Annotated in this window: 31 protein-coding genes; 14 read left to right on the top strand and 17 right to left on the bottom strand. The window is 66.2% G+C overall.

What is annotated here, in order from left to right; genetic code table 11:
• Positions 1-424 precede the first annotated feature (424 nt).
• On the top strand, positions 425-2,791 hold the full coding sequence (locus tag ACTXG5_RS23270) for an LGFP repeat-containing protein (protein ID WP_445164557.1): 2,367 nt from the start codon (positions 425-427) through the stop codon (positions 2,789-2,791).
• 32 nt (positions 2,792-2,823) lie between these two features.
• Here the strand turns inward: ACTXG5_RS23270 and lexA are convergent, their stop codons facing one another.
• Positions 2,824-3,528, bottom strand: a complete 705-nt coding sequence (gene lexA / locus ACTXG5_RS23265) for a transcriptional repressor LexA (RefSeq protein ID WP_445161031.1) — start codon at positions 3,526-3,528, stop codon at positions 2,824-2,826.
• A gap of 295 nt (positions 3,529-3,823) precedes the next feature.
• Between lexA and ACTXG5_RS23260 the strand changes: the two genes are divergently transcribed.
• The 3 genes from ACTXG5_RS23260 to ACTXG5_RS23250 all read left to right on the top strand — a co-directional run bounded on the left by ACTXG5_RS23260 (position 3,824) and on the right by ACTXG5_RS23250 (position 5,485).
• A complete protein-coding gene (locus ACTXG5_RS23260) occupies positions 3,824-4,318 on the top strand; it encodes a LysM peptidoglycan-binding domain-containing protein (RefSeq protein WP_445161030.1) in 495 nt (164 codons plus the stop codon).
• Between the two features lie 157 nt (positions 4,319-4,475).
• Complete coding sequence (nrdR, locus tag ACTXG5_RS23255) at positions 4,476-4,940, top strand: transcriptional regulator NrdR (protein ID WP_445161029.1); 465 nt, start codon at positions 4,476-4,478, stop codon at positions 4,938-4,940.
• Positions 4,941-4,999: 59 nt separating this feature from the next.
• Positions 5,000-5,485, top strand: a complete 486-nt coding sequence (locus ACTXG5_RS23250; RefSeq protein ID WP_445161028.1) for a peroxynitrite isomerase — start codon at positions 5,000-5,002, stop codon at positions 5,483-5,485.
• Between the two features lie 34 nt (positions 5,486-5,519).
• On the opposite strand, the gene ACTXG5_RS23245 is transcribed toward ACTXG5_RS23250, so the two are convergent.
• The 3 genes from ACTXG5_RS23245 to ACTXG5_RS23235 are packed head-to-tail and all read right to left on the bottom strand — an operon-like array spanning position 5,520 to position 8,286.
• Positions 5,520-6,206 (bottom strand): PhzF family phenazine biosynthesis protein, encoded by a 687-nt coding sequence (locus ACTXG5_RS23245; protein ID WP_445161027.1) that lies wholly within the window; start codon positions 6,204-6,206, stop codon positions 5,520-5,522.
• 38 nt (positions 6,207-6,244) lie between these two features.
• Positions 6,245-7,276 carry an alpha/beta fold hydrolase gene (locus ACTXG5_RS23240; RefSeq protein ID WP_445161026.1) on the bottom strand — a complete coding sequence of 344 codons (1,032 nt, stop codon included), beginning with the start codon at positions 7,274-7,276 and terminating at the stop codon, positions 6,245-6,247.
• Between the two features lie 35 nt (positions 7,277-7,311).
• The gene (locus ACTXG5_RS23235) at positions 7,312-8,286 is read right to left on the bottom strand and encodes a proteasome assembly chaperone family protein (protein ID WP_445161025.1); all 975 of its coding nucleotides are present in this window, start codon (positions 8,284-8,286) and stop codon (positions 7,312-7,314) included.
• Positions 8,287-8,495: 209 nt separating this feature from the next.
• On the opposite strand from ACTXG5_RS23235, the gene ACTXG5_RS23230 reads away from it, so the two are divergent.
• Positions 8,496-9,317 carry a trypsin-like serine peptidase gene (locus ACTXG5_RS23230; RefSeq protein WP_445161024.1) on the top strand — a complete coding sequence of 274 codons (822 nt, stop codon included), beginning with the start codon at positions 8,496-8,498 and terminating at the stop codon, positions 9,315-9,317.
• A gap of 58 nt (positions 9,318-9,375) precedes the next feature.
• Here ACTXG5_RS23230 and sthA read toward each other — a convergent pair whose 3' ends face one another.
• On the bottom strand, positions 9,376-10,782 hold the full coding sequence (gene sthA, locus ACTXG5_RS23225; RefSeq protein WP_445164556.1) for a Si-specific NAD(P)(+) transhydrogenase: 1,407 nt from the start codon (positions 10,780-10,782) through the stop codon (positions 9,376-9,378).
• A 112-nt stretch (positions 10,783-10,894) separates the two neighbouring features.
• On the opposite strand from sthA, the gene ACTXG5_RS23220 reads away from it, so the two are divergent.
• Positions 10,895-11,953, top strand: coding sequence for a DUF4192 domain-containing protein (locus tag ACTXG5_RS23220; RefSeq protein WP_445161023.1), 1,059 nt, complete (start codon positions 10,895-10,897; stop codon positions 11,951-11,953).
• A gap of 7 nt (positions 11,954-11,960) precedes the next feature.
• Here ACTXG5_RS23220 and ACTXG5_RS23215 read toward each other — a convergent pair whose 3' ends face one another.
• From ACTXG5_RS23215 to ACTXG5_RS23205, 3 genes are all read right to left on the bottom strand, one after another.
• Positions 11,961-12,650 (bottom strand): iron dependent repressor, metal binding and dimerization domain protein, encoded by a 690-nt coding sequence (locus tag ACTXG5_RS23215; RefSeq protein ID WP_445161022.1) that lies wholly within the window; start codon positions 12,648-12,650, stop codon positions 11,961-11,963.
• Between the two features lie 145 nt (positions 12,651-12,795).
• Entirely contained in the window at positions 12,796-13,755 is a 960-nt protein-coding gene (locus tag ACTXG5_RS23210; protein ID WP_445161021.1) for a sigma-70 family RNA polymerase sigma factor, read from the bottom strand.
• Positions 13,756-13,904: 149 nt separating this feature from the next.
• Entirely contained in the window at positions 13,905-14,354 is a 450-nt protein-coding gene (locus tag ACTXG5_RS23205; RefSeq protein ID WP_445161020.1) for a DUF3099 domain-containing protein, read from the bottom strand.
• A gap of 58 nt (positions 14,355-14,412) precedes the next feature.
• Here ACTXG5_RS23205 and ACTXG5_RS23200 point away from each other — a divergent pair, with 58 nt between their 5' ends.
• Complete coding sequence (locus tag ACTXG5_RS23200) at positions 14,413-14,652, top strand: DUF3039 domain-containing protein (RefSeq protein ID WP_445161019.1); 240 nt, start codon at positions 14,413-14,415, stop codon at positions 14,650-14,652.
• On the opposite strand, the gene ACTXG5_RS23195 is transcribed toward ACTXG5_RS23200, so the two are convergent.
• Together ACTXG5_RS23195 and ACTXG5_RS23190 are read right to left on the bottom strand one after the other, a co-directional pair.
• Positions 14,653-15,657 carry a YihY/virulence factor BrkB family protein gene (locus ACTXG5_RS23195; RefSeq protein ID WP_445161018.1) on the bottom strand — a complete coding sequence of 335 codons (1,005 nt, stop codon included), beginning with the start codon at positions 15,655-15,657 and terminating at the stop codon, positions 14,653-14,655.
• Between the two features lie 67 nt (positions 15,658-15,724).
• Positions 15,725-15,910: a DUF7455 domain-containing protein gene (locus ACTXG5_RS23190; RefSeq protein WP_445161017.1), complete on the bottom strand. Its 186-nt coding sequence runs from the start codon at positions 15,908-15,910 to the stop codon at positions 15,725-15,727.
• A gap of 133 nt (positions 15,911-16,043) precedes the next feature.
• Between ACTXG5_RS23190 and ACTXG5_RS23185 the strand changes: the two genes are divergently transcribed.
• Positions 16,044-16,436, top strand: coding sequence for a DUF952 domain-containing protein (locus ACTXG5_RS23185; protein WP_445161016.1), 393 nt, complete (start codon positions 16,044-16,046; stop codon positions 16,434-16,436).
• Here the strand turns inward: ACTXG5_RS23185 and ACTXG5_RS23180 are convergent.
• The 3 genes from ACTXG5_RS23180 to ppgK all read right to left on the bottom strand — a co-directional run bounded on the left by ACTXG5_RS23180 (position 16,364) and on the right by ppgK (position 19,448).
• The gene (locus ACTXG5_RS23180; RefSeq protein ID WP_445161015.1) at positions 16,364-16,798 is read right to left on the bottom strand and encodes a RidA family protein; all 435 of its coding nucleotides are present in this window, start codon (positions 16,796-16,798) and stop codon (positions 16,364-16,366) included. The genes ACTXG5_RS23185 and ACTXG5_RS23180 overlap by 73 nt on opposite strands.
• Before the next feature lie 149 nt (positions 16,799-16,947).
• Positions 16,948-18,462 (bottom strand): RNA polymerase sigma factor, encoded by a 1,515-nt coding sequence (locus tag ACTXG5_RS23175; protein WP_445161014.1) that lies wholly within the window; start codon positions 18,460-18,462, stop codon positions 16,948-16,950.
• Positions 18,463-18,638: 176 nt separating this feature from the next.
• Positions 18,639-19,448, bottom strand: coding sequence for a polyphosphate--glucose phosphotransferase (gene ppgK / locus ACTXG5_RS23170; protein ID WP_445161013.1), 810 nt, complete (start codon positions 19,446-19,448; stop codon positions 18,639-18,641).
• Between the two features lie 93 nt (positions 19,449-19,541).
• Here ppgK and ACTXG5_RS23165 point away from each other — a divergent pair, with 93 nt between their 5' ends.
• Positions 19,542-20,414: an inositol monophosphatase family protein gene (locus ACTXG5_RS23165; RefSeq protein WP_445161012.1), complete on the top strand. Its 873-nt coding sequence runs from the start codon at positions 19,542-19,544 to the stop codon at positions 20,412-20,414.
• Between the two features lies 1 nt (position 20,415).
• Here ACTXG5_RS23165 and cei read toward each other — a convergent pair whose 3' ends face one another.
• The gene (gene cei / locus ACTXG5_RS23160) at positions 20,416-21,069 is read right to left on the bottom strand and encodes an envelope integrity protein Cei (RefSeq protein WP_445161011.1); all 654 of its coding nucleotides are present in this window, start codon (positions 21,067-21,069) and stop codon (positions 20,416-20,418) included.
• A 182-nt stretch (positions 21,070-21,251) separates the two neighbouring features.
• Here cei and ACTXG5_RS23155 point away from each other — a divergent pair, with 182 nt between their 5' ends.
• Positions 21,252-21,554, top strand: a complete 303-nt coding sequence (locus ACTXG5_RS23155; RefSeq protein ID WP_445161010.1) for a DUF4193 domain-containing protein — start codon at positions 21,252-21,254, stop codon at positions 21,552-21,554.
• A gap of 9 nt (positions 21,555-21,563) precedes the next feature.
• Here ACTXG5_RS23155 and ACTXG5_RS23150 read toward each other — a convergent pair whose 3' ends face one another.
• Positions 21,564-22,043 carry a DUF3093 domain-containing protein gene (locus ACTXG5_RS23150; protein ID WP_445161009.1) on the bottom strand — a complete coding sequence of 160 codons (480 nt, stop codon included), beginning with the start codon at positions 22,041-22,043 and terminating at the stop codon, positions 21,564-21,566.
• Between the two features lie 48 nt (positions 22,044-22,091).
• Here ACTXG5_RS23150 and dut point away from each other — a divergent pair, with 48 nt between their 5' ends.
• Both dut and ACTXG5_RS23140 read left to right on the top strand, forming a co-directional pair.
• Positions 22,092-22,544 carry a dUTP diphosphatase gene (gene dut, locus ACTXG5_RS23145; protein ID WP_445161008.1) on the top strand — a complete coding sequence of 151 codons (453 nt, stop codon included), beginning with the start codon at positions 22,092-22,094 and terminating at the stop codon, positions 22,542-22,544.
• Positions 22,541-23,353, top strand: coding sequence for a DUF3710 domain-containing protein (locus tag ACTXG5_RS23140; RefSeq protein WP_445161007.1), 813 nt, complete (start codon positions 22,541-22,543; stop codon positions 23,351-23,353). Before dut ends, ACTXG5_RS23140 begins: the two co-directional genes overlap by 4 nt.
• A gap of 16 nt (positions 23,354-23,369) precedes the next feature.
• Here ACTXG5_RS23140 and ACTXG5_RS23135 read toward each other — a convergent pair whose 3' ends face one another.
• Positions 23,370-24,068: an alpha/beta hydrolase gene (locus tag ACTXG5_RS23135; protein ID WP_445161006.1), complete on the bottom strand. Its 699-nt coding sequence runs from the start codon at positions 24,066-24,068 to the stop codon at positions 23,370-23,372.
• A gap of 138 nt (positions 24,069-24,206) precedes the next feature.
• Between ACTXG5_RS23135 and ACTXG5_RS23130 the strand changes: the two genes are divergently transcribed.
• Entirely contained in the window at positions 24,207-24,575 is a 369-nt protein-coding gene (locus ACTXG5_RS23130; RefSeq protein ID WP_445161005.1) for an OB-fold nucleic acid binding domain-containing protein, read from the top strand.
• On the top strand, positions 24,572-25,255 hold the full coding sequence (locus tag ACTXG5_RS23125) for a DUF3159 domain-containing protein (RefSeq protein ID WP_445161004.1): 684 nt from the start codon (positions 24,572-24,574) through the stop codon (positions 25,253-25,255). Before ACTXG5_RS23130 ends, ACTXG5_RS23125 begins: the two co-directional genes overlap by 4 nt.
• On the opposite strand, the gene ACTXG5_RS23120 is transcribed toward ACTXG5_RS23125, so the two are convergent.
• Entirely contained in the window at positions 25,252-25,929 is a 678-nt protein-coding gene (locus ACTXG5_RS23120; protein ID WP_445161003.1) for a potassium channel family protein, read from the bottom strand. The genes ACTXG5_RS23125 and ACTXG5_RS23120 overlap by 4 nt on opposite strands.
• Positions 25,930-25,950 lie beyond the last annotated feature (21 nt).

Below are 25,950 nucleotides of genomic sequence, written 5' to 3'. Positions count from 1 at the left end.
GCTCCTTTGCTCGAGTGGATAGCCGGCCACCGGATGGCCTCGCGTACGGTCGGCGCATGTGTTTCGGTGACGTGGAGCGCGTGATCACTCACCCCTCGGCGTGTGACGGCAGCGGGTCTGCCATGAGCTGCAGGGCAATCCCCACACCGCGCGAGCCAGGACATGATTGGTCGCGACACGGTCGTCGCCCGGCATCATTTCGACATCAGAGCGGTATCCGTTCTCGTAATATTCGCGAATTGCCTTCGCATTTCTTGTTCGCTAGAGCACAGTTATGCGAGCCCGGCGATAATACGAATCCTGGTGGGGTTCGTAACCCGCGTTTGGGGTACCAACCGTCGCAGGGTCCGCAGGGCACGGGCATGGCCATACATAAGGGCATATCCGTCGGCTGGGAGGCTTGGTGAACGGGAAGAGGGGTCAATTGCGCAGGCTCGCCGGGCGGGCGCTGATCAGCGTGGCGACCACAGCGTTGGCCGTCGTACTGCTTGCGCCAACCGCCTCAGCGTCTCCGATCGGCGATGCCGAAGCCGCCATCATGGCCGCTTGGGGCAAGGCCGGTGGCGACACGTCACCGCTCGGAGCCCGGAAGGGCGACGTCTATCCCGTCAGCGACGGCTTTGGGTGCGATTTCGACGGCGGCAAAATGTTCTTCACCACGGCCACCGGTGCGAACTTCGTTTACGGCCCGATCCTGGAAAAGTACGACATGCTGGGCGGGCCGGCCGGTAGCGATCTGGGATTTCCGACCATCAACGAGGTGCCCGGTCTGGCCGGTCCCGACAGCCGGGTGGCGACGTTCTCCGCCAGCGACAAACCGGTGATTTTCTGGACGCCCGACCATGGCGCGTTCGTGGTGCGCGGCGCCCTGAACGCCGCCTGGGACAGGCTCGGCAGCTCGGGTGGTGTGCTCGGTGCCCCGGTCGGAGACGAAACCTACAACGGCGAGGTGTCCTCGCAGAAGTTCGGCGCCGGCCAGATCTCCTGGAACCGGAAAACCAAGGAATTCGCCACTGAGCCAGCGGGATTGGCCGAACAACTGAAGGGCCTGCAGGTAGCGATTGATCCCACCGCTGCCATCAATATGGCGTGGCGCGCGGCGGGCGGCGTCAATGGTCCGCTGGGCGCCAAACAGGGCGGGCAATACCCCATCGGTGGCGACGGACTCGCCCAGAACTTCGCCGGCGGCAAGGTGTTCTTCAGCCCGCCAACCGGCGCGAACGCCGTCGAGAGCGACATCCTGACGAAGTACGAGGCCCTCGGTGGCCCGGTCAGCAGCGAACTGGGTTTCCCGATCGCCAACGAGTCCGACGGCGGCATCGCTCCCAACAGCCGGATCGTCACGTTCTCGGCAGCCGACAAGCCGGTGATCTTCTGGACCTCCGACCACGGCGCCTACGTCGTGCGCGGCGCCATGAAGGCCGCCTGGGACAAGCTGCGCGGTCCCACCGGAAAACTGGGCGCGCCGGTCGGCGATCAGGCCGTCGACGGTGACGTGATCTCGCAGAAGTTCACCGGCGGCAAGATCTCGTGGAACCGCGCCAAGAACACCTTCTCCACCGACCCGGCCAACCTGGCGCCCTTGTTGTCCGGCTTGCAGGTGTCGGGCCAGAACCAGCCGAGCGCCACGGCATCGTCTCCGCACGCCAAGGGGTGGCTCTCCTGGCATTGGTGGTACCTGTTAGCTCTCATTCCGCTGGTCATCTTGGTCCTGCTGGTGGTGTTCGTGGCCTTGCGGTGGCGCCGCCGCCGCGCTGGCCGCAACACCGCGCCCTACGACCTTGACCGCGACGTCGACGTCGGCGGTTACGACGACTCGGGTGAGCCGCATTGGGGGCCCGATTACGCCGACGCCACGACCGAGCACTTGTCGTACGGCGACGTGCACTCACCGGAACACGAGGACGCCGATGACCCGCCGCGCGTCAGGTGGCCGCACGGACCCGAAACGGCCGAACTGGCCGACGATGCCGGATATGGCGACGAAGCCCTGCCCGAGTCCGAGGAGGAGTGGGATCAGCTGGGGGTCGACGAGGATGATCCCGACACCGTCGACACCGACTCCATTCCCCTGGTCTCGGCGGATGATCTGTTCGAGGCCGGCTATGACGACGAGCTCCCGGCAGCCGCCCACCCGGAAGCCGCCGAGGTGCCGGCTTATCCGGATGTGGTCGCGGACGCCGACTACCTCGATGCGGCCGGCCCGGAAGCCGCCTACCCAGAGGGCGCCGAGGACGGCTACTTGGATGTCGCTGACGAGGACGCGGCTTATCCGGAGGCGAGCTATCCGGGTGCTGAGCATGAGGAGGCGGCCTATCCCGACGTTGCCGTGCCGCACGCCCCACCGGACGCCGCCCATCCCGATGCCGCCTATCCCGTCGAAACGCCGCAGGCGGCGGATGCCGCGTATCCCGATGTCGCGGTGCCGCATACGTCTCCGGATTTTGCTGCCGCCGGCGGTGCTGCGGCCGGGGGTGGAGCCGCATCCGGCCTCGTGGCCGCGGTCGGCGCCGCGCCCAAGGGTGGGCGGCATGCAGCGGCAGATGCCGACGACGAGTCGGACTTCGCGCCGACAGTGGCCACCGGGGCACTTGGGCAGGCCGGGCGTCCGACGATTCACCTGCCTTTGGACGACCCCTACCAGATGCCCGACGGCTATCCCATCAAGGCGAGCCCTCGCTTCGGCCTGTATTACACCCCGGACAGCGACCTCTACCACGACACGCTCGCCGAAGTCTGGTTCTCCAGCGAGGAAGCCGCGCTGGTCAACGGCTTCATCAAGGCCGACTAGCCGCCGGACTTTCCGGCGTTGCGGTCCGGCGTCTATACCTTGCGGATCACCGTGACGACTTTGCCGAGCACCGTCGCCTCGTTGCCGGGGATGGGATCGAATGCCGGGTTGTGCGGCATCAGCCACACCTGACCGCCGGCGCGCTTGAACGTCTTGACGGTGGCCTCCCCGTCGAGCATGGCGGCGACGATGTCTCCGTTGTCGGCGACGTTCTGCTGCCGCACCACAACCCAGTCCCCGTCGCAGATCGCGGCCTCGATCATCGATTCGCCGACCACTTTGAGCAGAAAGAGCGTGCCCTCGCCGACCAACTCGCGGGGCAGCGGGAAGATGTCTTCGACCGCTTCTTCGGCAAGGATCGGTCCACCGGCCGCGATGCGCCCGAGCACAGGAACATATGTGGGTTCCGGCAAGGCGTCGGAGCCGGCGACATCGGTAACCGGCGCGTTCGCCGCTGCGACGTCCTCGGCGCTGCGGACATCGACGGCCCTGGGGCGGTTCGGGTCGCGACGGAGGAACCCCTTGCGCTCGAGGGTGCGCAGCTGGTGAGCGACTGAGGATGTCGACGTCAGGCCGACGGCGTCGCCGATCTCCCTGATGCTCGGCGGGTATCCGCGGGTGGACACCGACTCGCGAATGACCTTCAAGATGGTGCGTTGCCGCTGGGTAAGCGATGAATCCACGGAATGCAACCGGGCTTCAGTGCCGGTGGCGAAGGTGTCGTTGCTGTCGCTCATGGCACTGAATGTAGCCGCCTGACGCGCAAGAATCAAACATGTGTTCGACTAGCGTGTCGGGTTTCGGCAGTTACCGGAAAGTGATCCGCGGCACTTGGCGAATCACAATGGTGTAACTCTCGAAAAGACCGGGTACATGTGCTGCATGGCAGTGGTAGCGACCGACGGAGGTTGTCGGTGGCGTGGTCTAGCGTTTTGTTCGTGCGACACGCTTCGCTCAAATGTTCGGATTTCGAACACACGAGCGATAGTGTCGAACACACGAGCGAGGATTTAGTCGACCGGAGGAACGCACATGACGCTCATGCACACAGTCTCGCCCCGCACCAGCAGCATGCGGCGCTCGAGCGACGGGCTGGTCGCACGGCCTCGCTACGACCTGGAACGCGAGCTGCGATCCCGCCGGCCCGGGCAGGTACGCCCCAGCGGTGCGCCGATGCGCTACCGCAGTGCCGGCGTCGCGAGGTCGGTCACTCCGCATCGTCGGCGTCCGGTCACGCTGGGGACGACGGTCGGTCTGGCCCTGATGGCCGGGATCATCACGCTCTGGCTCGGCCTGGTCGCGAATCTGGGGCAGATAGCCAACGGTGACTCCAGCAGTTCGGCCGCGCCCGTGCCGGACAGGCTTTCGGTCGTGCAGGTCGAGCCGGGTGAGTCCCTGCAGGACGTGGCACACCGGGTGGCGCCGGAGGCGCCGGCCCGCCAGGTCGCCGACCGGATCCGCGAACTCAACAATCTGCACTCGCCGATGCTGGCCGCGGGCCAGACCCTGATCGCGCCGGTCGGCTGACGCCGCCACGGTCCATCGCGAAAGCCGCTCTACGCCAGGGCTCTTCAGTTCTCGTTTCGATGCGCGCAGACGGGTCGCGGTTGCATTGGCCCGGTGGGGGAGCGCACAGGTACGCTCGGAGTGTTCTGCGAGATGCCGGCACAGCGAAGGAGCGGTCATGCATTGTCCGTTCTGCCGTCATCCCGATTCGCGGGTGATCGACTCGCGGGAAACCGATGAAGGCCAAGCCATTCGGCGGCGCCGCTCATGTCCGGAGTGCGGACGGCGGTTCAGCACGGTAGAAACCGCGGTTCTGGCCGTGGTCAAGCGCAGCGGCGTCACCGAGCCGTTCAGCCGTGAAAAGGTCATCAAAGGAGTCCGCCGCGCGTGCCAGGGCCGTCAGGTGGACGAGGATGCGCTGAATCTGCTGGCCCAGCAGGTCGAAGACACCGTGCGTGCCGCGGGCTCACCGGAAGTTCCCAGTCACGAGGTCGGCCTGGCGATCCTCGGCCCGTTGCGCGACCTGGACGAAGTGGCTTACCTGCGCTTCGCCTCGGTGTACCGATCCTTTTCTTCAGCCGACGATTTCGAACGCGAGATCGAGGCGCTTCGTGCGCATCGCAAGGTATCGACGCCCAGCTGACGGTATGCCGTGCGGCTCGAGCCGATCGGCATACGTCGCCACCGGGCTAGGCTGATTTCATGTCCAGCGACTTGCATCCCGATCTCGGGGCGCTCGCGCCGCTGCTCGGCACCTGGGCTGGTCGTGGTGCGGGCGAGTATCCGACGATCCAGCCCTTCGAGTATCTCGAGGAAGTTGTGTTTTCCCATGTGGGCAAACCATTTCTGGCGTACGCGCAGAAGACCAAAGCGGTAGCCGACGGCAAACCACTGCACGCCGAGACCGGCTACCTTCGGGTGCCGGAACCCGGTCGCGTCGAGCTGGTTGTGGCTCACCCCAGCGGCGTCACCGAAATTGAGGTGGGCTCCTACCGGGTGGCCGGCGACGTCATCGACATCGAGCTGGCCACGACGTCGATCGGATTGACCCCGACCGCCAAAGAGGTGTCCGCGCTGGGTCGTTCCTTCCGCATCGAGGGCGACCAGCTTTCATATTCGGTACAGATGGGTGCAGTCGGGCAACCCCTGCAGCATCATCTCGCCGCGGTGTTACAGCGCAAGCCCTGAATCGCCACGGGTGCCGGATCGGCCCGGTCGGCGATCAATCCAGTTGTGTCACACCGTCGTTGACGGCACGGCCGGCGACCCGGACCCAGCCCTCGGCACTCCAGGCGGTTTCTAGTATCGATCCCTTGCCCTGAGTGATGCTCAGGCCGCGGCTGAGATTGTCGGTAATCCGCATCGCCGCGGAGCCGGTTGCTTCGTCTTCGGGCACACCGAGATTCGCGGCGAACATCCGGGAGCGCAGCGCCCCGGCGGACTGATCGATCCAGGCCCACAGGTAGTGCGCGGTGTCGTCGGGAAATTCGGTCGGGTCGGCCGCGAGAAGCTCATCTACGGAATCGAATTCGTGCACAGCGAACTCGGGAGCCCATTCCGAGCGGGCGCTGATGCCGACCAGATCACCCTCGTAGTGCACCTGCACAATGCCGGCCGGCACCGCAAGCGTGTTGATCGGCGTGCCGTTCGCGCGCAGCCACCACGATGCGCCGATACACGGATGTCCGGCGAACGGAAGTTCGGTGCGCGGAGTGTAGATGGCGGCCTGCGCGGTGGTTGCGCCCGCGGCGGGAAGATCGACGAATACCGTTTCGCTGTAACCCAATTGAGTTGCCACGTGCTGGCGATCGGCGGGATCAACCTGCTTGGCGTCGACCACGCCCAGCGGATTGCCGAACTTACCGTCCTGGTCGGTGAAGACTCGCAACACCGTCACGTCGATACCCATGGCCCGACTGTACGGCCCCGGTCAAAGCCGGCCGGTGATCAGGTAGCGCTGCGCTCGTCGGATCCCATGGCGTTGAGCACCGCGACGCGAGTGTCGGCCGAGCCGGTGACCGTCGCTTCGCCTCTGCCCGTGCGAAGCAAGCTACGCAGCGCGGCCTGGTCGTGTTCGGCGGGCGCGGTGGTGTCGATGAAGCGCTGGACGACATCGATAAAGCGGGCCGGATCGTCGTGAAACGGGAAGTGGCCCGAGCCGTCGAAGATCTCGAGGCGCGAGCCGGGCATCGCGGAGTGTGCCATCCACGCGTGCCGAACGGGGACCACCACATCCTTGGTGCCCCAGACGATCTGCGCCGGGATGGCTTCGGCCAGATAACATCGATCCAGGAACGTGACGATCTGCCCGCGCCAGTCCACCACGGCCCGCAAGGTCCTGCTGAAAGCCGATGAGGCGGTCGGCTCCGGTAGGTCGTCGAGGATTCGCAGCACGTTCGGCAGATCGCGGCCCAGGCCGGTCGACCCGATCGCCAGGCCGGCTAACCGACCCGCCAGCTGAACCGCCGGAAGCACCAGCGGCAGCCGCAGCAGCGCCAACGCCTCGCTGCCGATCGGCAACGAGGCCAGCCGGAAGGCGACGTTGACGTCCTTGGTGACGCCGCCGGCGGCGACCAGGATCAGCCGTTCCACCAGATGCGGGAACTGGTAGGCGAATTGCATCGCCACCCCACCGCCCAGCGAATGACCGACGATGGTCACGCGCTCGATATCGAGCACGGAAAGCAGATCGCGCATCCCGTTGGCGTAGCCGGCGACCGAGTAATCGGCGCGTGGTTTGTCGGACTGCCCGTGCCCCAGCAGATCCGGGGCGATCACAGTGAACCGCTGGGCGAGCTTGGCTTGCACGGTATTCCAGGTCGTGGAGTTGTCGCCGATCCCGTGGATCAACAGGATGGCCGGCCCGGAGCCCGCGATGCGGAACGCCCGCTTGTACCCGTGGATGGTGCGGTACTCGAGCCTGGGGGTGGTCACTTCACGCACCGGGCGAAGATTGCTCTTGCGCTTCCGCTCAGTCATCTCGCCACCCTTGTTGTCGCGCCGGCTCGGGGCGTTTAAGCCGGGTCGTCGTTCTCGCGCTTCTTGTCCGCCTCTTGGGCCAGGAATCGCTCGAACTCGGCGCCAAGCTCGTCGCCGCTAGGCAGGTCCTCGTCGTGCGTGAGTAACGACCTGTTCTCCTGAGCGTCGATGAACGCATCGTACTGGCGCTCGAGTGCGGCCACCACTTGAGCGACCTCGGCACTCGCCTCGACCTGCTCGTCGATCTTGGCCCGGATCTCTGTCGCTGCCTCGGTCAGCGCCGCCACCGGTAGGTCCAGCGCGCCGGTCTTGGCCACCTGCTCGAGCAACGCTTGTGCGGCGGCGGGGTAGTCGGTCTGCGTCAGGTAATGCGGGACGTGGACGGTGAACCCGACAACCTCATGGCCGTGCTCACCCATCCGATATTCCAGCAGGTTGGACGCACTGCCCGGGACCTGGATCTCCGAGATCCACGGCTGGAACGCGGTGATCAATTCACGGTTGTTGGAGTGCGCGGTCAGCGTGATGGGCCGGGTATGCGGAACCGCCATCGGAACGGTGCCCAGGCCGATGGTCTGCCGTACCCCTAGCCGCTCGGCCAGCAGACGCACCGCGGTGATGAATCGCTCCCACTTGAGATCCGGTTCCATGCCGGCCAGCAACAGAAATGGGGTGCCGACGCTGTCGCGCAGCGCGTACAGGCTGAGCTCGGGGTCGTCGTAGTGGGTGAAGTGATCGGTCTTGAAGGTCATCTGCGGTCGCCGGGAGCGGTAGTCCAGCAGTTCGTCGATCGCGAACGACGCGACCAGCTCGGTATCCAGGGCGGCTTTCAGGTGGGTGGCGGCCAACCGGATCGCATGGCCCGCGTCCGAGAAGCCCTCCAAAGCGTGCACCAGCACCGGGCCGCGGCCGTCCGAGGTCACCAACTGGGGCGCCGGAAACTCCAGCTCGTACATGCCGGATTGGCCGGGCTGGTAGTACAGGTCGTCGTCTTTGCGCTCGTCGGCCATTTGGGTTTGCCTCCTCTCGGGAGTTCCTCCAGGGTGCCCTAACCAGTGTCCCCCGATTCGATAGGCACCAATAGTCGAAACAAGATGACGCGGGAACGTAATCCGGCTGGAACAACTCCGTGGGGCACCGGATCTGCCGCAAATCTACCGTCGCCGCGCGATGCGTCGAATTCCGCGTCCGCCTATGCGGTCAGGCATGATGGGAATCGATGCGCGTCCCGATGCTGCTGCTATGCCCGATGGTCGGCCTGGCGACGTTACTGGCGTCGTGCGGCCGTCCGGTGCTGCACGTGTCGGGATCCACGACCACGCCGGCACCGAAGACGAGTAGCTCGGTACAGCGCCTCAGCCAGCCCGGACCGGGCGCGGTGGCGGCTCCGGTGGACCCGGATCGGCGGGTGGGAGCAATCTATCTGGACGGCAGCACCCAGCACGTGTGCACGGGCTCGGTGCTGCATTCCAAGGCTGGCAACCTGGTGTTGACCGCCGCGCATTGCCTGGCCGGAGCTGCCCAGATCACCTTCGCGCCCGGTTTGTCCGGCGATGGGCCACCGCCCGACCTCTGGACCGCTAACAGCGTCTACCTGGATCCACGCTGGGTGTCCAGCAAAGATCCGCACGCCGATTACGCTATCGCGCGAGTCATCAACGACCACGCTGGTTCGGTGGAGTCGCAGGCCGGCTTGGCGCTGACCCTGGGCACGACTCCGTCTCCCGGCAGCCACGTCAGCGTGGTGGGTTATCCGAGTGGCGTGGGTGGTTCGCCGATCGGCTGTCAGGGCAGCACCGCGCTGACCGACGGGGGATTTCCCTCATTGGTATGCCAAGGGTTGGTTGGCGGCACCAGCGGCGCGCCGTGGGTCAGTGGTACCGCCGTGACCGGGCTGATCGGTGGACTCGAACGCGGCGGATGCGCCGAGAACGTGTCCTATTCTGCGCCGTTCGACGACCACATCGCCCAGCTCTTGGCCCGCGCCGAAGCCGGCGGCCCGGGCGATCCGGTGCCGGTCGACTTGGACGACACCTGCTAGATCCGATGACGGCGACCCGCTTCGCCCGGCGTCGCCGCGCTCGTGATCGCCGCTGAAGTCAGCGGCGGAACTGGTTGAGCGCCCGCACCTTGTTCATCACATCGAGCGCGGCCACCTTGTAGGCCTCGGAGAACGTCGGGTAGTTGAACACCGCGTCGACCAGGTACTCGACGGTGCCGCCACACCCCATCACGGCCTGCCCGATGTGCACCATCTCCGTCGCGCTGGTGCCGAAGATGTGTACCCCGAGCAGCTTGAGATCGTCGGTGGACACCAGCAGTTTGAGCATCCCGTAGGAGTCTCCGGCGATCTGGCCGCGGGCGAGCTCCCGGTAGCGGGCCACGCCCACCTCGTAGGGGACCGAGCTCTTGGTCAGTTCCACTTCAGTGGCGCCGACATAGGAGATCTCGGGAATCGAGTAAATGCCGATCGGCTGAAGGTCGGTAATGCCGTCGCACGCTTCGCCGAACGCATGGTAGGCCGCCAGGCGGCCCTGCTCCATCGACGTCGCGGCCAGGGCGGGAAACCCGATGACATCGCCGACGGCGTAGATATGTTCAACCTTGGTCCTGAACTTGTCGTCGACCCAGATCCGTCCGCGGCCCTCGACCTCCACCCCGGCGTTGTGTAGATCGAGGTGATCGGTCTGCCCCTGGCGTCCCGCGGAATACATCACCGTCTCGGCGGGAATCTGCTTGCCGCTGGCCAGGGTGGTGATAGTGCCGGCAGAACCGACGTCGACGGCGGTCACCTCCTCGCCGAACCGGAATGTCACCGCCAGATCGCGCAGGTGAAACTTCAGCGCCTCGACGACTTCCGGGTCGCAGAAGTCCAGCATGTCGCTGCGCTTTTCCACCACAGTCACTTTGGTGCCCAACGCGGCGAACATCGAGGCGTACTCGATGCCGATCACACCGGCACCGACGACGACCATCGAGCCGGGCAGCGACTTGAGGTCGAGGATTCCGTCGGAGTCGAGCACCCGGTCCTCGTCGAACTCGACCCCGGACGGCCGTGCCGGCCTGGTGCCGGTGGCGATGACGATGTATTTGCCGCTGACGGTTAGCTTTTCGCGTCGGGAGGGGTCTTCGACCTCAACGGTATGCGGATCGACGAACCGGGCGTGCCCGATCAGGAGGTCGACGCGGTTGCGCATCAGCTGATTGCGCACCACGTCGACTTCCTTGCCGATCACGTGCTTGGTGCGGGCGAGCAGGTCGGCCGGGGTGATCTTTTCCTTGACGCGATAACTCGCGCCGTACAGCTCACGCTGGTTCATGCCGGTGAGGTAGAGGACCGCTTCGCGCAGCGTCTTTGACGGGATGGTGCCGGTGTTGACACAAACGCCGCCGAGCATTTGGCCGCGTTCGACGATGGCCACGGACTTGCCGAGCTTCGCCGAGGCGATCGCGGCCTTCTGGCCGCCCGGCCCCGTACCGATCACGACAATGTCGTATTCCTGCATCGAACCCATGGATAGACGATAGAGCCCACAGTCGAGACTTTCTCCACAAGACGACGCTCAATCCCGTTGCGCGAGCGCGGTCTGACGGTGGCGGCCAGCACCGTTGGGGCTCATGACGCCGCATACGCCCGATTTTGAACTGAACCGCCCCGGCGCGCTGGTCGCCGCGCTACCGGCCGTACTCGGCTTCGTTCCGGAGAATTCATTGGTCTTGGTGTCGTTGACCGGTGGCGAGCTGGGCACGGTGATGAGGGTCGACCTCTCCGAGGAACTCGTCGACCGGATCGGACACCTCGTCGAGGTTGCCGCCGCGGCGGAGCCCGAGGCCGTGATCGCCGTGATCGTCGACCAGGACGGCGCAGACTGCCCGGTCTGCAACGAGGAGTACCGGCAGCTGTGCGCAATGCTCACAGAGTCGTTGTCGCAGCACGACATTGAGCTGTGGGCGGCGCACGTGGTGGACCGGGTGGCCCTCGGTGGGCGCTGGCATTGTGCGGACGGCTGCGGCTCGAGTGGCACGGTCGACGATCCGTCGGCGTCGCCGCTGGCCGCCGCGGCGGTGCTGGAGGGCCGGCGGCTCTATCCGCGCCGCGCCGACCTGCAGGCGGTCGTGGCCGTCGAGGATCCGGCCCGCAGCGCCGAGCTGGCCGGCGTGCTCACCCGACAGGCGGCCACCCGCGCGCAGGCACATGGTGCCGATCCCGCGGACTGCGGGCGCCGTGACGTGGAAAGCGCGATGGCCGCCGCTGCCCGCGTTGCCGGCGGCCAATCGCTGTCCGACGCCGAGCTGGCCATGCTGGGCTGCGCCCTGCATGACGTGCAGGTGCGCGACACGTTGTACGCCCTGGCGATCGGCGAGACCGCCGGGGAAGCCGAGACATTGTGGGCGTTGCTGGCGCGCGGCCTACCGGTGCCGTGGCGCGTCGAAGCACTGGTGTTGCTCGCGTTCAGCGCGTACGTGCGCGGCGACGGCCCACTGGCCGGGGTGTCATTGGAGGCCGCGCTGCGCTGCGACCCGGACCATCGCATGGCGGGGATGCTCGACACTGCCTTGCAGTCGGGGCTGCGACCGGAACAGATCCGTGAACTCGCGGTGACCGGCTACCGACTGGCTAAGCGACTCGGCGTGCGGTTGCCGCCGCAGCGGGCGTTCGGCCGCCGTGCGGGGTAATGGTGGGTCAGACCTTCTCGACCTTGACCGCGTGCGCCATCTCATTCGGCAAGGTGACCTTCTCATGCCCCGGTATCAGGATGGTGACCCCAGCGGTACCGGTTTCGACGGTCACTCGCGCGTTGGGCACCACGCCGGCGTCCTTGAGCCGCGTGATCAGATCGATGTCGCCCTGAACGTGCTCGGTGAGCTGGCGGACGACGACCGCGACCGGCGATCCCGCCGGCAGCTCGGTCAGCCGGACCAGGTTGAAGCCCTCGGCGCCGGAATCCGGGCCCACGCCCAGGTCCAGTAAACCCGGAATCGGGTTGCCGAACGGGGAAGTCGTCGGGTTGTCGAGGACCTTCACCAGCCGACGCTCGACATCCTCGCTCATCACGTGCTCCCACCGGCATGCCTCGGCGTGCACTTCTTCCCACGGCAACCCGATGACGTCGACGAGCAGACGCTCGGCGAGGCGGTGCTTGCGCATCACGGCGATGGCCAGCGCCCTGCCCTTGTCGGTGAGCTCCAGGTGCCGATCACCGGCCACGTGGAGCAATCCGTCCCGCTCCATCCGGGAGACGGTCTGGCTGACTGTCGGCCCGCTCTGGTCGAGCCGTTCGGCGATCCTGGCACGCAGCGGCGTCACGCCCTCTTCCTCGAGGTCGTAGATGGTCCGCAGGTACATCTCGGTGGTATCAACCAGGTCGTTCATCCAGCACCCTTCATTGACGCCGAGTCTACTTGGCCAGCTGCCGAAATGGGTCTAACGCTCCCTAGGCAAGCAGTATGCCCGCCGCGGATTCGCGGCGGGCATACTGTCCTGCTACCTGGCTGAGTGGGCTGCCTTCGGCGGCGGCTCAACTCGCGTAGGAGCGCAGCCGTTCGGCGCGGTCTCCGTTGCGCAGCTTGGCCATCACGTCGCGCTCGATCTGGCGGACCCGCTCGCGGGACAGACCGAACAGCTTGCCGATCTGGTCCAGGGTCCGCGGCTGGCCGTCGTCCAGACCGAAACGCAACCGGATCACCTGGTGCTCACGCTCGTCGAGAGTGGCCAGCACGCTGCGGATGTCGGTGTGCAGCAGCTCGGCGATGACCGCGTTCTCCGCGGACATCGCCTCGGCGTCCTCGATGAAATCGCCCAGCGGGGCTTCTTCCTCAGAACCGACCGGCATGTCCAGGCTGACCGGGTCGCGGCTGTGGGCCAGCAGATCGGCGATCTTCTCCTCCGGGATGCCCGACTCCTCGGCCAGTTCCTCGTCGGTGGCCTCGCGGCCGAGGTTCTGATGCATCTCCCGCTTGATCCGGGCCAGCTTGTTGACCTGCTCGACGAGGTGAACCGGTAGCCGGATGGTGCGGCTCTGGTCCGCCATACCCCGGGTGATGGCCTGACGGATCCACCACGTGGCGTACGTCGAGAACTTGAATCCCTTTGAGTAGTCGAACTTCTCCATCGCACGGATCAGCCCGAGGTTGCCCTCCTGGATCAGGTCCAGCAACGGCATCCCCCGACCGGTGTAGCGCTTGGCCAGCGACACCACCAGACGTAGGTTTGCTTCCAGCAGGTGGCTGCGCGCTGCCTGGCCATCACGTGCGACGGTCGCTAGATCGCGTTTGCGGTTGTCGCCGAGGCGCTTACGAGTTGCGAGCAGATGCTCGGCATATAGCCCGGCCTCGATGCGCTTGGCCAGCTCGACTTCGTCCGCGGCGGTCAGCAACGCCGTCTTCCCGATGCCGTTCAGATATACGCGCACCAGGTCCGCTGCGGGGCTCTGAGCATCTAGATCGCTGTCAAACCTGCCTGTGATGGCGCTCGCCATGGCGGCCTCCCGATTGGCTTGTAACTGTCATGGTGTTTAACGACAGATCAGCCCTGAGAGTTCCCACGGCGCCGCCATCTCACACGCCTTGACGTGCACAAATGTGCCGCTGACCTGAGAATGTCCTGAGAAGTGCGCTTAACGGCCAGTTAGCCGGAACCGGCGTCGTACCCGCGACCTGGCGAACCGGGTTGCGGCTGCCGTGGGCGCGGCGCCTCGAGTGCCGGCCGCTCGGCCGTCGGGAACAGCGGAGTGCGCCGCCGGGCATCGTCGAAGCGGCGAGGTTCATCGACGCGGCGAGGCGGGCGGTCGTTGGCGATCAGCACGGCCATCCAGGGCAGCGGCAGGGACACGGCGATGATCGCCAGCGAGATCAGGCCGTTGTGCCAGGCGCCATAGGCCAGGGCCGCAAGGATCAGCGCGGGAATCCGGAACGACATGATCGTCAGGTACTTACGGACCCGGGCGCGATGCTGCTCTTCGTACGAGGGCTCGGCGGCAGTAATCAGCACCGGCCGGGCCTTGTGGCCGTCGAAGTCGTCAAACTTGTCGTCGAACTCCGGATCGGAGCCGCGCTTCATCTCTCCACTGTCCCACACGTGATCGATTCCGGCTCAGCCGGTTTTGCGGCGATGCCGAGCGTGCACAATATGAGGTATGCGAACCCAGACGATCGAACGCACCGACACCGACGAACGCGTCGACGACGGGACCGACAGCGACACCCCGAAGTTCTTCCACTACGTCAAGAAGGACAAGATCGCCGAGAGCGCGGTGATGGGCAGCCACGTGGTTGCGTTGTGCGGTGAGGTTTTTCCCGTCACGCGGGCGGCCAAGCCGGGGTCACCGGTCTGCCCGGATTGCAAACAGATTTACGAGAAGCTCAAGAACAGTTGATCAGGTCGGCGGCTCGGCCGGCTCGGCATCGCGTTGCTGTGTCGCCGGGTTCGTCGTCACGGGATTCGATAACGACTCCATCGTCCGCTTGAGGGTGGGCGAACGCGCAAACAGCCATCTGCGCAGCCGGTGGGCGTGGGTCCGGGGCGCGGGGAATTCTTCTTGGATCGCGGCATTGAGTTCGGCGCCGATCATGATCGCGAAACCGCCGAAGAACGCGAACAACAAAAACGCGATGGGCGTGGACAACGCGCCGTAGGTGTAACCGGTGCTGGTAATCCACCGCAGGTAGACCCGCAGGCCCAGCGTCGCGATCACGAACACCGCGGTGGCCAGCATGGCGCCGAAGACCAGCCGATGCGTCGGCAGTGGTTCCGGCAGTGACACCCGGTACAAAACGATGACCCCGAACATCAATCCGAGGATCAGCGCCGGGTAGTAGCCGTAGTGCAGTGCGTTGGCCAGCGCGTCCGGGATGTGTTCGGACACCTTGCGCGGGCCGACGACCACTACCGGCGCGGTCACGACCGCGGCTACCAGTCCCACCACGTAGAGGAACAGCGCGAACAGTCGCTGCCGCACCGGATGGCGCAGCGGCGTTTGGTCATGCGCCTCGACCACCGAATCGACGAATGCCGAGATCGCCGACGATCCTGCCCACAGTGACAGCAGAAACCCGAGGGAGACCACCTCGCCACGGGCGTGCGCGGTGATGTCGCGGACGGTGGGTTCGATGATCTCGTTGACGACGCTGGCCGAGAACAAGCTGTGGGCCGCCGAGATTGCGCTGTGCTCGATGCTGGGCAGCGCGTCCGCGCCGAAAAGGGGTGCCACGTACGCCAGGCTGCCCAGTATTCCCAACAGCAGGGGAGGCGTCGAAAGCGCCGACCAGAAGCCCGCTTGCGCGGACTCGGCAAAGATCGAGTCGTCCCAACTCTTGGTCAGAGTCCTCAACATGATTCGCCAGATGTGATGGCGTGACGGCTTGGCGGTCTGCTCGCTCATACCGGTCCAGCATTACCGATGAATACGCCCACACCTCACATTGTGAATGGGTGAGTTCTGCTGGAACCTAGCTTTCGCTGACCTGCAGCACTGCGGCGAGCGCAACAAGCTTGGCTTCGTGCTCGTTAGCGTGATGTTGGCAGAAGAGAAGTTCAGCACCAGAAGGCAGCTTGGCGCGTACGCGAGCTGCGGCACCGCAGCGATCGCAGCGGTCAGCTCTAGTCAGCTCGGGACTTGTCAGAGTTGCGTTCATTGGCTTCTCCGTTCTCGTGTATCCACTTTCTCAGACGTTTGGCGTTTTCGCGTTGTTCCCCGATCGTTATCAGGTGTGTCGTTTCTCACGGATTTGTCGCACCTTTCGGGCAGGCCCCTTAAGGTGACCGAACGTGGCTTCAGCTACTGACGTACTTGTGCATCTGTGCGGGGTCGACGAGTGGTCGCGTGCCCGCGATCGCGGGGCGATCCACCCCCCGCCGCCCGGCCCGGGCGGTGCTCAGTTCATCCATCTGTCGGCGCCCGAGCAGGTCCATCTGCCGGCCAACCGGCTCTTCCACGGTCGCCAAGACCTCGTCCTGCTGCACATCGACCCGAATTTGCTGGACTCGCCTGTGCGCTGGGAACCCGGCGTGCCAACCGATCCCGAGGCGATGCTGTTCCCGCATCTGTACGGGCCGCTGCCAGTCGCCGCGGTGAAAAGGGTCACCGATTATTTGCCGGGTCCCGGGGGAACGTTTGCGCCGGTCGCAGGTCCTGCGGACTCTTCCGGCGATTCCACGTAGGCGTCGGCTTCGATCTCCACCAGCAGCTCGGGTGCGATCAGCGCCGAAACCTCGACCATGGTCGACGCGGGACGTATCCGTCCGAAGACCCGGGCATGCACCGCTGCGACCTCGCGCCACCGTGAAATATCGGTCACGTAGATGCGGGTGCGGATCACGTCGGTCAGCGAAGCCCCCGCCTGTTGCAGCGCAATCTCGATGCGGCGCAAGGCGTCTTGAGCTTGAGCGGCGATATCACCTGCGGGCCCGGTGCCGGTGGTGCCGGCGACCGCCACATGCGGGCCCACTCGCACCGCGCGCGAATAGCCGACCGCCGATTCGAAGTCGGATTCTGACGAGACGAGCTTTCGGTTGGCTGTCATGCGGTCACCGTACGACGGCGGCATGGCCCGCGCCGCTCGATTCCCGTGTGTCGAACCGGATTTCCGGTGCGCGGCGGCGGCCGGACCGGTGCAGTAGTCGATTTGACTTGTGCGGCAACAAGTCTGGGGCAGGCGCCCGCGCCTGCTTCTCAGTCCAGGTAGTCGCGCAGGACCTGGGAGCGGCTGGGGTGACGCAACTTCGACATGGTCTTGGATTCGATCTGGCGGATGCGCTCGCGCGTCACGCCGTAGACCTGGCCGATCTCGTCGAGGGTACGAGGCTGGCCGTCGGTGAGACCGAAGCGCAGCCGTACTACGCCGGCTTCGCGCTCCGAGAGTGTCTCGAGCACCGACTGCAGCTGATCCTGCAGCAGCGTGAACGACACCGCGTCGACGGCCACCACGGCCTCGGAGTCCTCGATGAAGTCACCGAGTTGGCTGTCGCCCTCGTCGCCGATGGTCTGGTCCAGCGAGATCGGCTCACGCGCGTACTGCTGGATCTCGAGCACCTTCTCGGGCGTGATGTCCATTTCCTTGGCGAGCTCTTCGGGCGTGGGCTCGCGGCCCAGGTCCTGCAGCAGCTCGCGCTGGATACGGCCGAGCTTGTTGATCACCTCGACCATGTGCACCGGGATGCGGATGGTGCGGGCCTGGTCGGCCATCGCGCGGGTGATCGCCTGCCGAATCCACCACGTCGCGTAGGTAGAGAACTTGTATCCCTTGGTGTAGTCGAACTTCTCGACCGCGCGGATCAGACCCAGGTTTCCTTCCTGGATCAGGTCGAGGAAGGCCATGCCGCGGCCCGTGTAGCGCTTGGCCAGCGAAACCACCAGCCGCAGGTTGGCTTCCAGCAGATGGTTTTTCGCGCGGTCGCCGTCGCGGCAAATCCACATCATGTCGCGGCGCTGGGCGGCGGGCAGCTTGTCGCCCCGCTCGACCAGCTCGGTCATCAGCTGCGTGGCATACAGGCCGGCTTCGATCCGCTTCGCCAGCTCGACCTCTTCCTCGGCGTTAAGCAGCGCCACCTTGCCGATCTGCTTGAGGTAGGCGCGAACCGAATCCGCGGACGCGGTGAGCTCGGCGTCTTTACGAGCCTGCCGCAAGGCCTCGGATTCGTCTTCGTCCCAGACGAAATCGCCGGATGCCTTGTCCTTTTCGGTGGGCTCGGAGATGTCTTCGTCCTCATCGGCCGGCGCCTTCGCCTTTTTGGCGACCGGGGCGGCCTCGGCCTCGTCGTCGCCGTCACTGGGTTCGGCGTCGGCCTCGGGCGCGGCGTCTTCTTCCAGGTCGTCGAGGCTCAGGTCGGCGACGTCGATTTCCTCGACGGGTTCAGCTTCGAGGTCGGGCTCGCCGTCGATTTCCTCGGCGGCGATCTCGTCGACGCCCTCCACGGTCTCGTCGTCCTCGCCACCTGGGGATGCGGTCTTTGTCCCGCGACCCGATGGCGCCTTGGCCGCGCCGGCCTTGGCGGGGGTGCGGCTCTTCTTCGCGCCGCCCTCGGCGGTCGCCTCGGTTTCGTCAGCGGACGTGGTGTCCGGCTTCGTCGCCCGTTTCGCCGGCGCGGCGCCATTCGCGATCTTCGCCGCCGGACGCTTGGCGGGAGACTTCGTGGCGGTGCGCTTCACCGGCTCATCGGTCGCCGGACTGGTCTTGGTCGCTGCCACTTACACCCCTTCGGTTACTCACTTTCGGTGGGTCTGGGCATGGTGAAACCGAAAGTGTCTGCTATGTCGAATGTCGGCGTTGGTATCAGCGTGACGTCTAGCACGCTATCTGTCGGGCGGTCGCCGTGGTCCATTGTAACGACAGTGTGCGCTTGTACCGCCCTAGCGGGGAAAATTCAGCGCGTTACGTTCGCGGTCGAGGCCATCGCGGCACCCACGATCCCCGCGGTATTGAGCAGCGCCGCCGGCACCACCGGGGTGCGGTTTTCGAGCAGCGGCACCCATTGGTCGGCCTTTCGGCTGATGCCACCGCCGGCGATGATCAGGTCGGGCCATATCGCGTTCTCGATGGCGATCAGCACCCTGGTCACCTCCTTGGTCCAGCGCTTATAGCTCCACTCGTTCTTGTCTTTGATCGACGATGCCGCGCGTTTCTCGGCCTCCTTACCGCCGACTTCGAGGTGGCCGAACTCGGTGTTGGGTATCAGCGTCCCGTTGTGAATCAGGGCGGACCCGATCCCGGTCCCGAAGGTCAGCAACACCACCAATCCGGTTTTGTCCTTGCCCGCCCCGTAGCGCTCTTCGGCGAGTCCGGCCGCGTCGGCGTCGTTGAGAACGGTGACCTGCTGGCCATCCAGCTCGGCGCTGATCACCTCCCGCGCGTTGGTCCCGATCCAGGCGCGGTCCACGTTGGCTGCCGTCTGGACGATGCCGTCGGTGACGACTCCGGGATAGGTCACCCCGAGTGGGCCGGTCCAGCCGAATTCTTTGACGACGGCGGCGATGGCTTTGGCGACGGCCGACGGCGTGGCGGGTTGCGGTGTCAGCAGTTTGACCCGGTCGCCGACCAACAGTCCGGTGTCCAGGTCGACGATTCCGCCTTTGATTCCGCTGCCGCCGACGTCGATGCCGAATCCACGACGCTGCGGCGTGCCGGAGGCTGCCTCGGTACCGGGTGTATCCGTGGCCGAGTCGGTGCTGGTCATCGACATCTCCTTGGCGAGATTTGGGCTGTTTCACACCTTAGCTGGCGCCGCCGCGGTCTCCGCCGCCGTGGGCAACTGTGATGCGATGGAACGGTGACGCGACCCGACGACGAGCCCGCGCGGCTGCGCTCCGTAGCCGAAACGCTAGCCACCGAAGCCGCCGAGTTCGTCAGGTCTCGCCGCGCCGAGGTGTTCGGCGCCCACGCGGGCACGACCGACAGTGGCGCGGTGCGCTCAAAGAGCACACCGACCGATCCGGTGACGGTGGTCGACACCGAGACCGAACGCTTGCTTCGCGATCGGCTGGCCGAATTACGGCCTGGCGACCCGATTCTCGGCGAAGAGGGCGGCGGACCCGCTCACCAGGCCGCGTCTGCCGACGCGGTCACCTGGGTGCTCGATCCCATCGACGGCACGGTGAATTTCGTCTACGGCATCCCGGCCTACGCGGTGTCGGTCGGGGTGCAGGTTAACGGCGTGTCGGTGGCCGGCGCGGTCGCCGACGTCGTCGGGCGCCGGATCTATTCGGCGGCAAAAGATCTCGGCGCGCATTTCATCGACGAGCACGGGACGCACGCGTTGCGGTGCGCCGACGTCGACGATTTGTCGATGGCATTGCTGGGCACCGGATTTGGATATGCGGTCGGGCGGCGTGCCACCCAGGCCGCGTTGCTGGCGCAGCTGCTGCCGTTGGTTCGAGACGTGCGTCGCATCGGTTCCGCGGCGCTGGACTTGTGCATGGTCGCTGCGGGGCGGCTGGATGCCTACTACGAGCACGGGCTGCAGGTGTGGGATCTCGCGGCGGGCGCGCTGATCGCGGCCGAGGCCGGGGCCCGTGTGGTGGTGCCGCCGCCGGACGGTCCCGTCGGCGGCGCCGGACTGGTGGTCGCGGCCGCACCCGGAATTGCCGACCAACTGTTGGCGGCCCTTCAGCGGTTCAACGGCTTAGCGCCGATCCCGGACTGACTCAGCAGGTGCTGGCGTGAATCTTCGACAGCAGCGAGGGATCTGACGTCCCGGTGGCACCGGGACGCAGGATGGCGAGCACCGAATCGATGTCGTCGTTGTGGGCCAGCCCGCTGAATTCCGTGCCAACAGCAAGGTCGACGGAGTCGTCGGCGCGGTTGTCGTTGAACAGTTCGGTGCACGGGGCGACCAGCCACACGGCCGCGGCGGTGGCTTGTCCGGCCGTACCGAAGCGGATCTGGCCTTGGCACGTCAGGCGGGTGCCGGCGTAAATCGGGTCGTTGGCCGCGGTCGGCTGCGCAAAACCCAGATCCTTCATTGCGCCGGCCACGTCGGCGGCCTGGCCGCCGCGGCCGCTGGCGTTGAGGACGCGGACCTTGGTGTCGCTGAGTTTGGCGGGCGTCACGTCGGCCATCGCACTGCGCGACATCTGCTCGCCGATTTGGGCGGGTGCCGATCCGGTCGGCGGCTGCGGGGGTGGGTTGCACGCTTCGATTTCGCGAACTTTCGCGGGTCGCGTCAGCGTCACAGTCCACGCCACGCCCGTCACCAACACCAGGAAAACCAGCACGACGATGGCAGGTCGCGGATTGCGCCGCCGAAAGGGACGACCGTGCTTGTCGAACGCGGTACCCTCGGTGATTTGTGCGACCACAGCTGCACTCTAGTCGCCCGCTAAATCCACTGTTTGAAGGCAAATACGAGGGTCAATTCGGGGATGTGAGGTAAATCACAACCTAATGAACCGCAATACGGGCACGAATCATTTGGTGGATGCGTTCGACGCTGGTACAAAGCGTTGCCTGAGGTAATGCAGGCATGTGAGGGGATTGGACAATGCCTACCGACTACGACGCTCCACGGCGTACCGAAACCGACGACGTTTCGGAGGACTCGCTGGAGGAGCTCAAAGCTCGACGGAACGAAGCGGCGTCGGCTGTTGTCGACGTGGACGAAACCGAATCCGCCGAGTCTTTCGAACTGCCTGGCGCCGACCTGTCTGGCGAGGAACTCTCGGTTCGGGTCATTCCGAAACAAGCCGACGAGTTCACCTGCTCGAGCTGCTTTTTGGTGCAGCACCGCAGCCGGCTCGCCAGCGAGAAAAACGGCGTGATGATCTGTACCGACTGCGCAGCCTGATAGCTGCACCTAGCTTGTCAGGGCCAACAGCACCCGCTCCGGGTGACGGCAGCTCACCATCCAGTACGGCGTCGGGTCGTCTGGGTCATCGAGGACGAGCAAAATCATTGGTCCCACCCATGCGCGATGCAGCACATAGGCCGACGGGTCGAGCTGACGTCCCAGCGCCGCCGACTTCGCCGACGGCGCGATCTCAGCGGATCGGGCGACCACGGTGACCGGCAAATGGGCTTCGGCGGCCCACAGTTGCACCGAGCCGTCGTCGGCCGCGGTGACTCGGATCTCGACGCGGCCCATCCACAACAGCGTTCCGGTGGCCACGATGAACAGCGTCACAAACGGCAGCCAGTCGGGTAGGGCCTTGACACCCAGGTTGACTTCGACAGCGATCAACGTCGCCAGCGCGAAGGCCGGTGGCCACCACCACCACGGAACCCACAGTCGCTCGCGATATCGCACGCTGTGCGGCGCGACGCGCGTTCCGGACACGCGGTCAAGGGTAGTCTGTGGCCCCGTGTCGACCAGTCTGGCCTTGAAGTGAAAGTTGTCCGCCTCGACCCCGAGCTCCCGCTGCCCAACCGTGCACACGACGGCGACGCGGGGGTTGATCTCTACAGCGCAGAAGACGTCACGCTGGACCCGGGGCAACGCGCCCTGGTCCGAACCGGTGTCGCGGTCGCCATCCCCTTCGGGATGGTCGGGTTGGTCCACCCCCGCTCGGGACTGGCTGCGCGGGTTGGACTTTCGATAGTCAACAGTCCGGGTACCATCGACGCAGGCTATCGCGGCGAAATCAAGGTTGCGCTGATAAACCTCGACCCGGCCGAGCCGATCGTGGTGCACCGGGGCGATCGCATCGCCCAGTTGCTGGTGCAGCGGGTCGAGTTAGTCGAGCTAGTCGAGGTCGCGTCGTTCGACGAGGCCGGGCTGGCCAAAACATCCCGTGGCGATGGTGGTCACGGTTCCTCCGGCGGACATGCGAGTTTGTGATGGCATTCGGTAGACGTTCAGGCAAAGACGACAGCGAAGACACTTCCGCCGGTCCCACCGGCGACGACCCGGTCAAGACGCCAGTCGACACCCAGGCCTCGGCCGAGCAATCCGACGAAGAGGTGGAGGGCCCGTTCGACATCGAGGACTTCGACGACCCGGCGGTCGCGGAGCTGGCCCGGCTCGATCTGGGTTCGGTGCTCATCCCGATGCCGGAGGCCGGCCAGCTGCAGGTCGAGCTGACCGAGACCGGCGTCCCGAGCGCGGTGTGGGTCGTCACGCCCAATGGCCGTTTCACGATTGCCGCCTACGCCGCGCCCAAGACGGGCAGCCTGTGGCGTGAGGTGGCCGGCGAGCTCGCCGACTCGCTGCGCAAGGACTCGGCCGAAGTCAGCATCAAGGACGGCCCATGGGGCCGGGAAGTGATCGGCACCGCCTCTGGAGTGGTCCGTTTCATCGGGGTCGACGGCTTCCGCTGGATGATCCGCTGCGTCATCAACGGCCCGCACGAGACCATGGAGGCGCTGGAGCAGGAGGCGCGTGCGGCGTTGGCCGATACCGTGGTTCGCCGCGGTGACACCCCCATGCCGGTGCGGACGCCGTTGGCCGTGCAGCTGCCCGAGCCGATGGCCGACCAGCTACGTCAGGCCGCCGTGCAGCAGGCCGAGGCGCAACAGGAGGCCTCCGAGCAAACCGGCGTACAAACCGACGCACAACCCGGCGCCCAACAGCCGTCCGACGAGCCGACCGCGCGCCGCAGCGCGGAGGGATCGGCCATGCAGCAATTGCGCACCACCACCGGCGGCTAGCCCGGCCCCGGGACGGCTACGCGTCGGCGAGCGCGGACAGGCAGGCCGACCCGAGCGCGGCGCTGTCCGCGCCAATCTGATCGAGCGTCACCGTCCGCAGGCCCGCATGCGGTGCGGCGGCCACCCAGTCGACACCGACCTGGAGCGGATGAATCGGATCGTCGACCGCGGCGGCCACCCCGAGCGGAGCGGCCAGCCTGTGGAGTTCGTCACAACTTGGCGCGATGTAGGCGGCCGCTTCTTCCATGGCGTCGGGCAACAGCGGCCACTGGGCTTGCCACGACCGGGCCAGCTCCTCGGCAAGCCAGGTGGGGCTGGACGCTCGCATCTGGGCGGTCGACGCGGCCAGACCATCGGCGCGCAGCTGGGACGCCGAATACCGCGCCGCGAGAGCGGCCGGCGCCGACCCGGGTGGCCCGGCCCAGGCCGGCAGCGCGGCCAGAACGGCGACGGTGCGGCCGGGATTTGCGAGTGCCCACGCGGCTGCCACCGCGGCACCGATCGAGATCCCGCCGACGGCGATGGGGCCCTCGCTCGCGGCGTCATCCAAGGCGGCCAGATAGCCCTCGACCAAGCGTTCCGGTGTTGGCGCCGGCGTCACCACTCGTGCGCCGGCGTTGCGCAAGGGCCCGGAAAACGCCCGATTGACATACACGTCGTCGGATCCGGTTCCGGGCAGCAGCACGGTCGTGACACCGCGCAGATCGACAGCCACGCCTCGATACTGCCCGGCCACGACGGGCGGTCCAAAATCACGGTTTGATCCGGTTGGCGCCGGGGAACCAACAGGTCTACGTTATCCGTTGGCATGGATGGAAGCACCGCAGCTTTATCGGCACTGTCAGGAGTGGCCATGGGGGCTCAAGGTTATTTGCGCCGCCTCACCCGTCGGTTGACGGAGGACCCGGAAGAGCGCGACTCCGAGGAGTTGTCCGACGAGGTCGCCAGCACGGGCGCTCAGCGCGTGATCGATTGCGAACGTGGCCAGGAGGTCACGATGGTCGGCACGCTGCGCAGCGTGGAATGTAACGGCAAGGGCTGTGCGGGCGGCGTTCGTGCCGAGCTGTTCGACGGTAGCGACACCGTGACACTGGTGTGGCTGGGCCAGCGCCGCATCCCCGGCATCGACTCCGGGCGCACTTTGCGGGTACGCGGCCGGATGGGCAAGCTAGAGAACGGAACCAAGGCCATCTACAACCCGCACTACGAAATTCAGCGTTGACTCTTCCCAGTAACACGTCCAATCGCATCAATCCAGAACGCCTGCTGCGCCAGCTAGGCGGGGTGAGTGGTGTCATCTACTCGTCGCTGCCGGTCGTGACCTTCGTGGCGATGTCCCACCTGTTGGGCCTACTGCCCGCGATCGGAGCGGCACTGGGTGTGTCCGCACTGGTCTTGGTGTGGCGGCTGATTCGGCGAGATTCCACGCAGCCGGCGTTCTCCGGGTTTGCGGGCGTCGCCGTCTGCGCGGTGATCGCCTACATCGTCGGGGAATCCAAGGGCTACTTCCTGCTCGGCATCTGGATCTCGCTGCTGTGGGCGGTGGTCTTCACGGTGTCTGTCGTCATCCGCCGGCCGCTGGTCGGCTACGCCTGGAGCTGGGCCACCGGACGTGACCGCTACTGGCGCACCGTGCCGCGGGCCGTCTTCGCGTTCGATGTCGCCACGCTGTGCTGGGTGCTGGTATTCGGTGCGCGGTTCGTGGTTCAGCGACTCCTGTACGACGCCAATCAGACCGGTTGGTTAGCCGCGGCGCGAATCGGGATGGGCTGGCCACTGACCGCGCTGGCCGCGCTGGTGACCTATGCGGCCATCAAGGCCGCTCAGCGTGCGATGGCCGGCGCCGGCGATGTTTTCGGGCCGGCTGTCGTGCAGATCGACGCCGACACCGTCGGCGACTAGTTGGCGGGCGGCGCGGCGGCCGGCAGCAGCAGCTTGCGCAGATCCTCTTCGACCTCGGTCACGGCGACGAACAGCAGCTCGTCCCCGCCTTCCAGCGGCTCGTCGGCCTCCGGCACGATCACCCGCGGCCCGCGCAGGATGGTCACCAGCGCGGTATCTCGCGGCAGCTGAAGTCGGCGTACCGGTTTGCCGCCCCACGGCGTGTCGTCGGGCAGGGTGATCTCGACCAGGTTGGCCTGACCCCGCCGGAACTCCATGAGCCGCACCAGATCACCGACGGTGACGGCCTCCTCGATCAGCGAACACAGCATTCGTGGGGTCGACACCGATACGTCGACACCCCAGGCGTCGGTGAAGAGCCATTCGTTGCGGGGGTCGTTGACTCGGGCCACCACCCGCGGCACCGCGAACTCGGTCTTGGCCAGCAGGCTGAGCACCACGTTGACTTTGTCGTCACCGGTCGCGGCGACCACCACATCGAAACCCTCGAGGTGCACCGACTCCAGCAGGCTCAGTTCGCAAGCATCCCCAAGACGCCAGTGCGCGGCCGGAATGGCGTCGACGTCGACGTGGTCGGGGTTGCGTTCGATCAAGGTCACGTCGTGGTTGTTCTCGATGAGTTCGCGGGTGACCGAGCGGCCGACCGCGCCGGCCCCGGCGACGGCTACCTTCATGTGCGCCGCTCCTTAGTCGCG

Source organism: Mycobacterium sp. Dal123C01, from assembly GCF_052566995.1.
The sequence above is the reverse complement of the archived record's forward strand: the minus strand, read 5'-3'. Positions and strand labels throughout refer to the sequence as shown.

Excerpts from the sequence above, each read along its gene's own strand:
- lexA (WP_445161031.1), bottom strand. The coding sequence starts at position 3,528 with ATGAGCGACAGCAACGACACCTTCGCCACCGGCACTGAAGCCCGGTTG.
- ACTXG5_RS23260 (WP_445161030.1), top strand. The coding sequence starts at position 3,824 with ATGACGCTCATGCACACAGTCTCGCCCCGCACCAGCAGCATGCGGCGC.
- nrdR (WP_445161029.1), top strand. The coding sequence starts at position 4,476 with ATGCATTGTCCGTTCTGCCGTCATCCCGATTCGCGGGTGATCGACTCG.
- ACTXG5_RS23250 (WP_445161028.1), top strand. The coding sequence starts at position 5,000 with ATGTCCAGCGACTTGCATCCCGATCTCGGGGCGCTCGCGCCGCTGCTC.
- ACTXG5_RS23245 (WP_445161027.1), bottom strand. The coding sequence starts at position 6,206 with ATGGGTATCGACGTGACGGTGTTGCGAGTCTTCACCGACCAGGACGGT.
- ACTXG5_RS23240 (WP_445161026.1), bottom strand. The coding sequence starts at position 7,276 with ATGACTGAGCGGAAGCGCAAGAGCAATCTTCGCCCGGTGCGTGAAGTG.
- ACTXG5_RS23235 (WP_445161025.1), bottom strand. The coding sequence starts at position 8,286 with ATGGCCGACGAGCGCAAAGACGACGACCTGTACTACCAGCCCGGCCAA.
- ACTXG5_RS23230 (WP_445161024.1), top strand. The coding sequence starts at position 8,496 with ATGCGCGTCCCGATGCTGCTGCTATGCCCGATGGTCGGCCTGGCGACG.
- sthA (WP_445164556.1), bottom strand. The coding sequence starts at position 10,782 with ATGCAGGAATACGACATTGTCGTGATCGGTACGGGGCCGGGCGGCCAG.
- ACTXG5_RS23220 (WP_445161023.1), top strand. The coding sequence starts at position 10,895 with ATGACGCCGCATACGCCCGATTTTGAACTGAACCGCCCCGGCGCGCTG.
- ACTXG5_RS23215 (WP_445161022.1), bottom strand. The coding sequence starts at position 12,650 with ATGAACGACCTGGTTGATACCACCGAGATGTACCTGCGGACCATCTAC.
- ACTXG5_RS23210 (WP_445161021.1), bottom strand. The coding sequence starts at position 13,755 with ATGGCGAGCGCCATCACAGGCAGGTTTGACAGCGATCTAGATGCTCAG.
- ACTXG5_RS23200 (WP_445161019.1), top strand. The coding sequence starts at position 14,413 with ATGCGAACCCAGACGATCGAACGCACCGACACCGACGAACGCGTCGAC.
- ACTXG5_RS23195 (WP_445161018.1), bottom strand. The coding sequence starts at position 15,657 with ATGAGCGAGCAGACCGCCAAGCCGTCACGCCATCACATCTGGCGAATC.
- ACTXG5_RS23190 (WP_445161017.1), bottom strand. The coding sequence starts at position 15,910 with ATGAACGCAACTCTGACAAGTCCCGAGCTGACTAGAGCTGACCGCTGC.
- ACTXG5_RS23180 (WP_445161015.1), bottom strand. The coding sequence starts at position 16,798 with ATGACAGCCAACCGAAAGCTCGTCTCGTCAGAATCCGACTTCGAATCG.
- ppgK (WP_445161013.1), bottom strand. The coding sequence starts at position 19,448 with ATGACCAGCACCGACTCGGCCACGGATACACCCGGTACCGAGGCAGCC.
- ACTXG5_RS23155 (WP_445161010.1), top strand. The coding sequence starts at position 21,252 with ATGCCTACCGACTACGACGCTCCACGGCGTACCGAAACCGACGACGTT.
- ACTXG5_RS23130 (WP_445161005.1), top strand. The coding sequence starts at position 24,207 with ATGGGGGCTCAAGGTTATTTGCGCCGCCTCACCCGTCGGTTGACGGAG.
- ACTXG5_RS23120 (WP_445161003.1), bottom strand. The coding sequence starts at position 25,929 with ATGAAGGTAGCCGTCGCCGGGGCCGGCGCGGTCGGCCGCTCGGTCACC.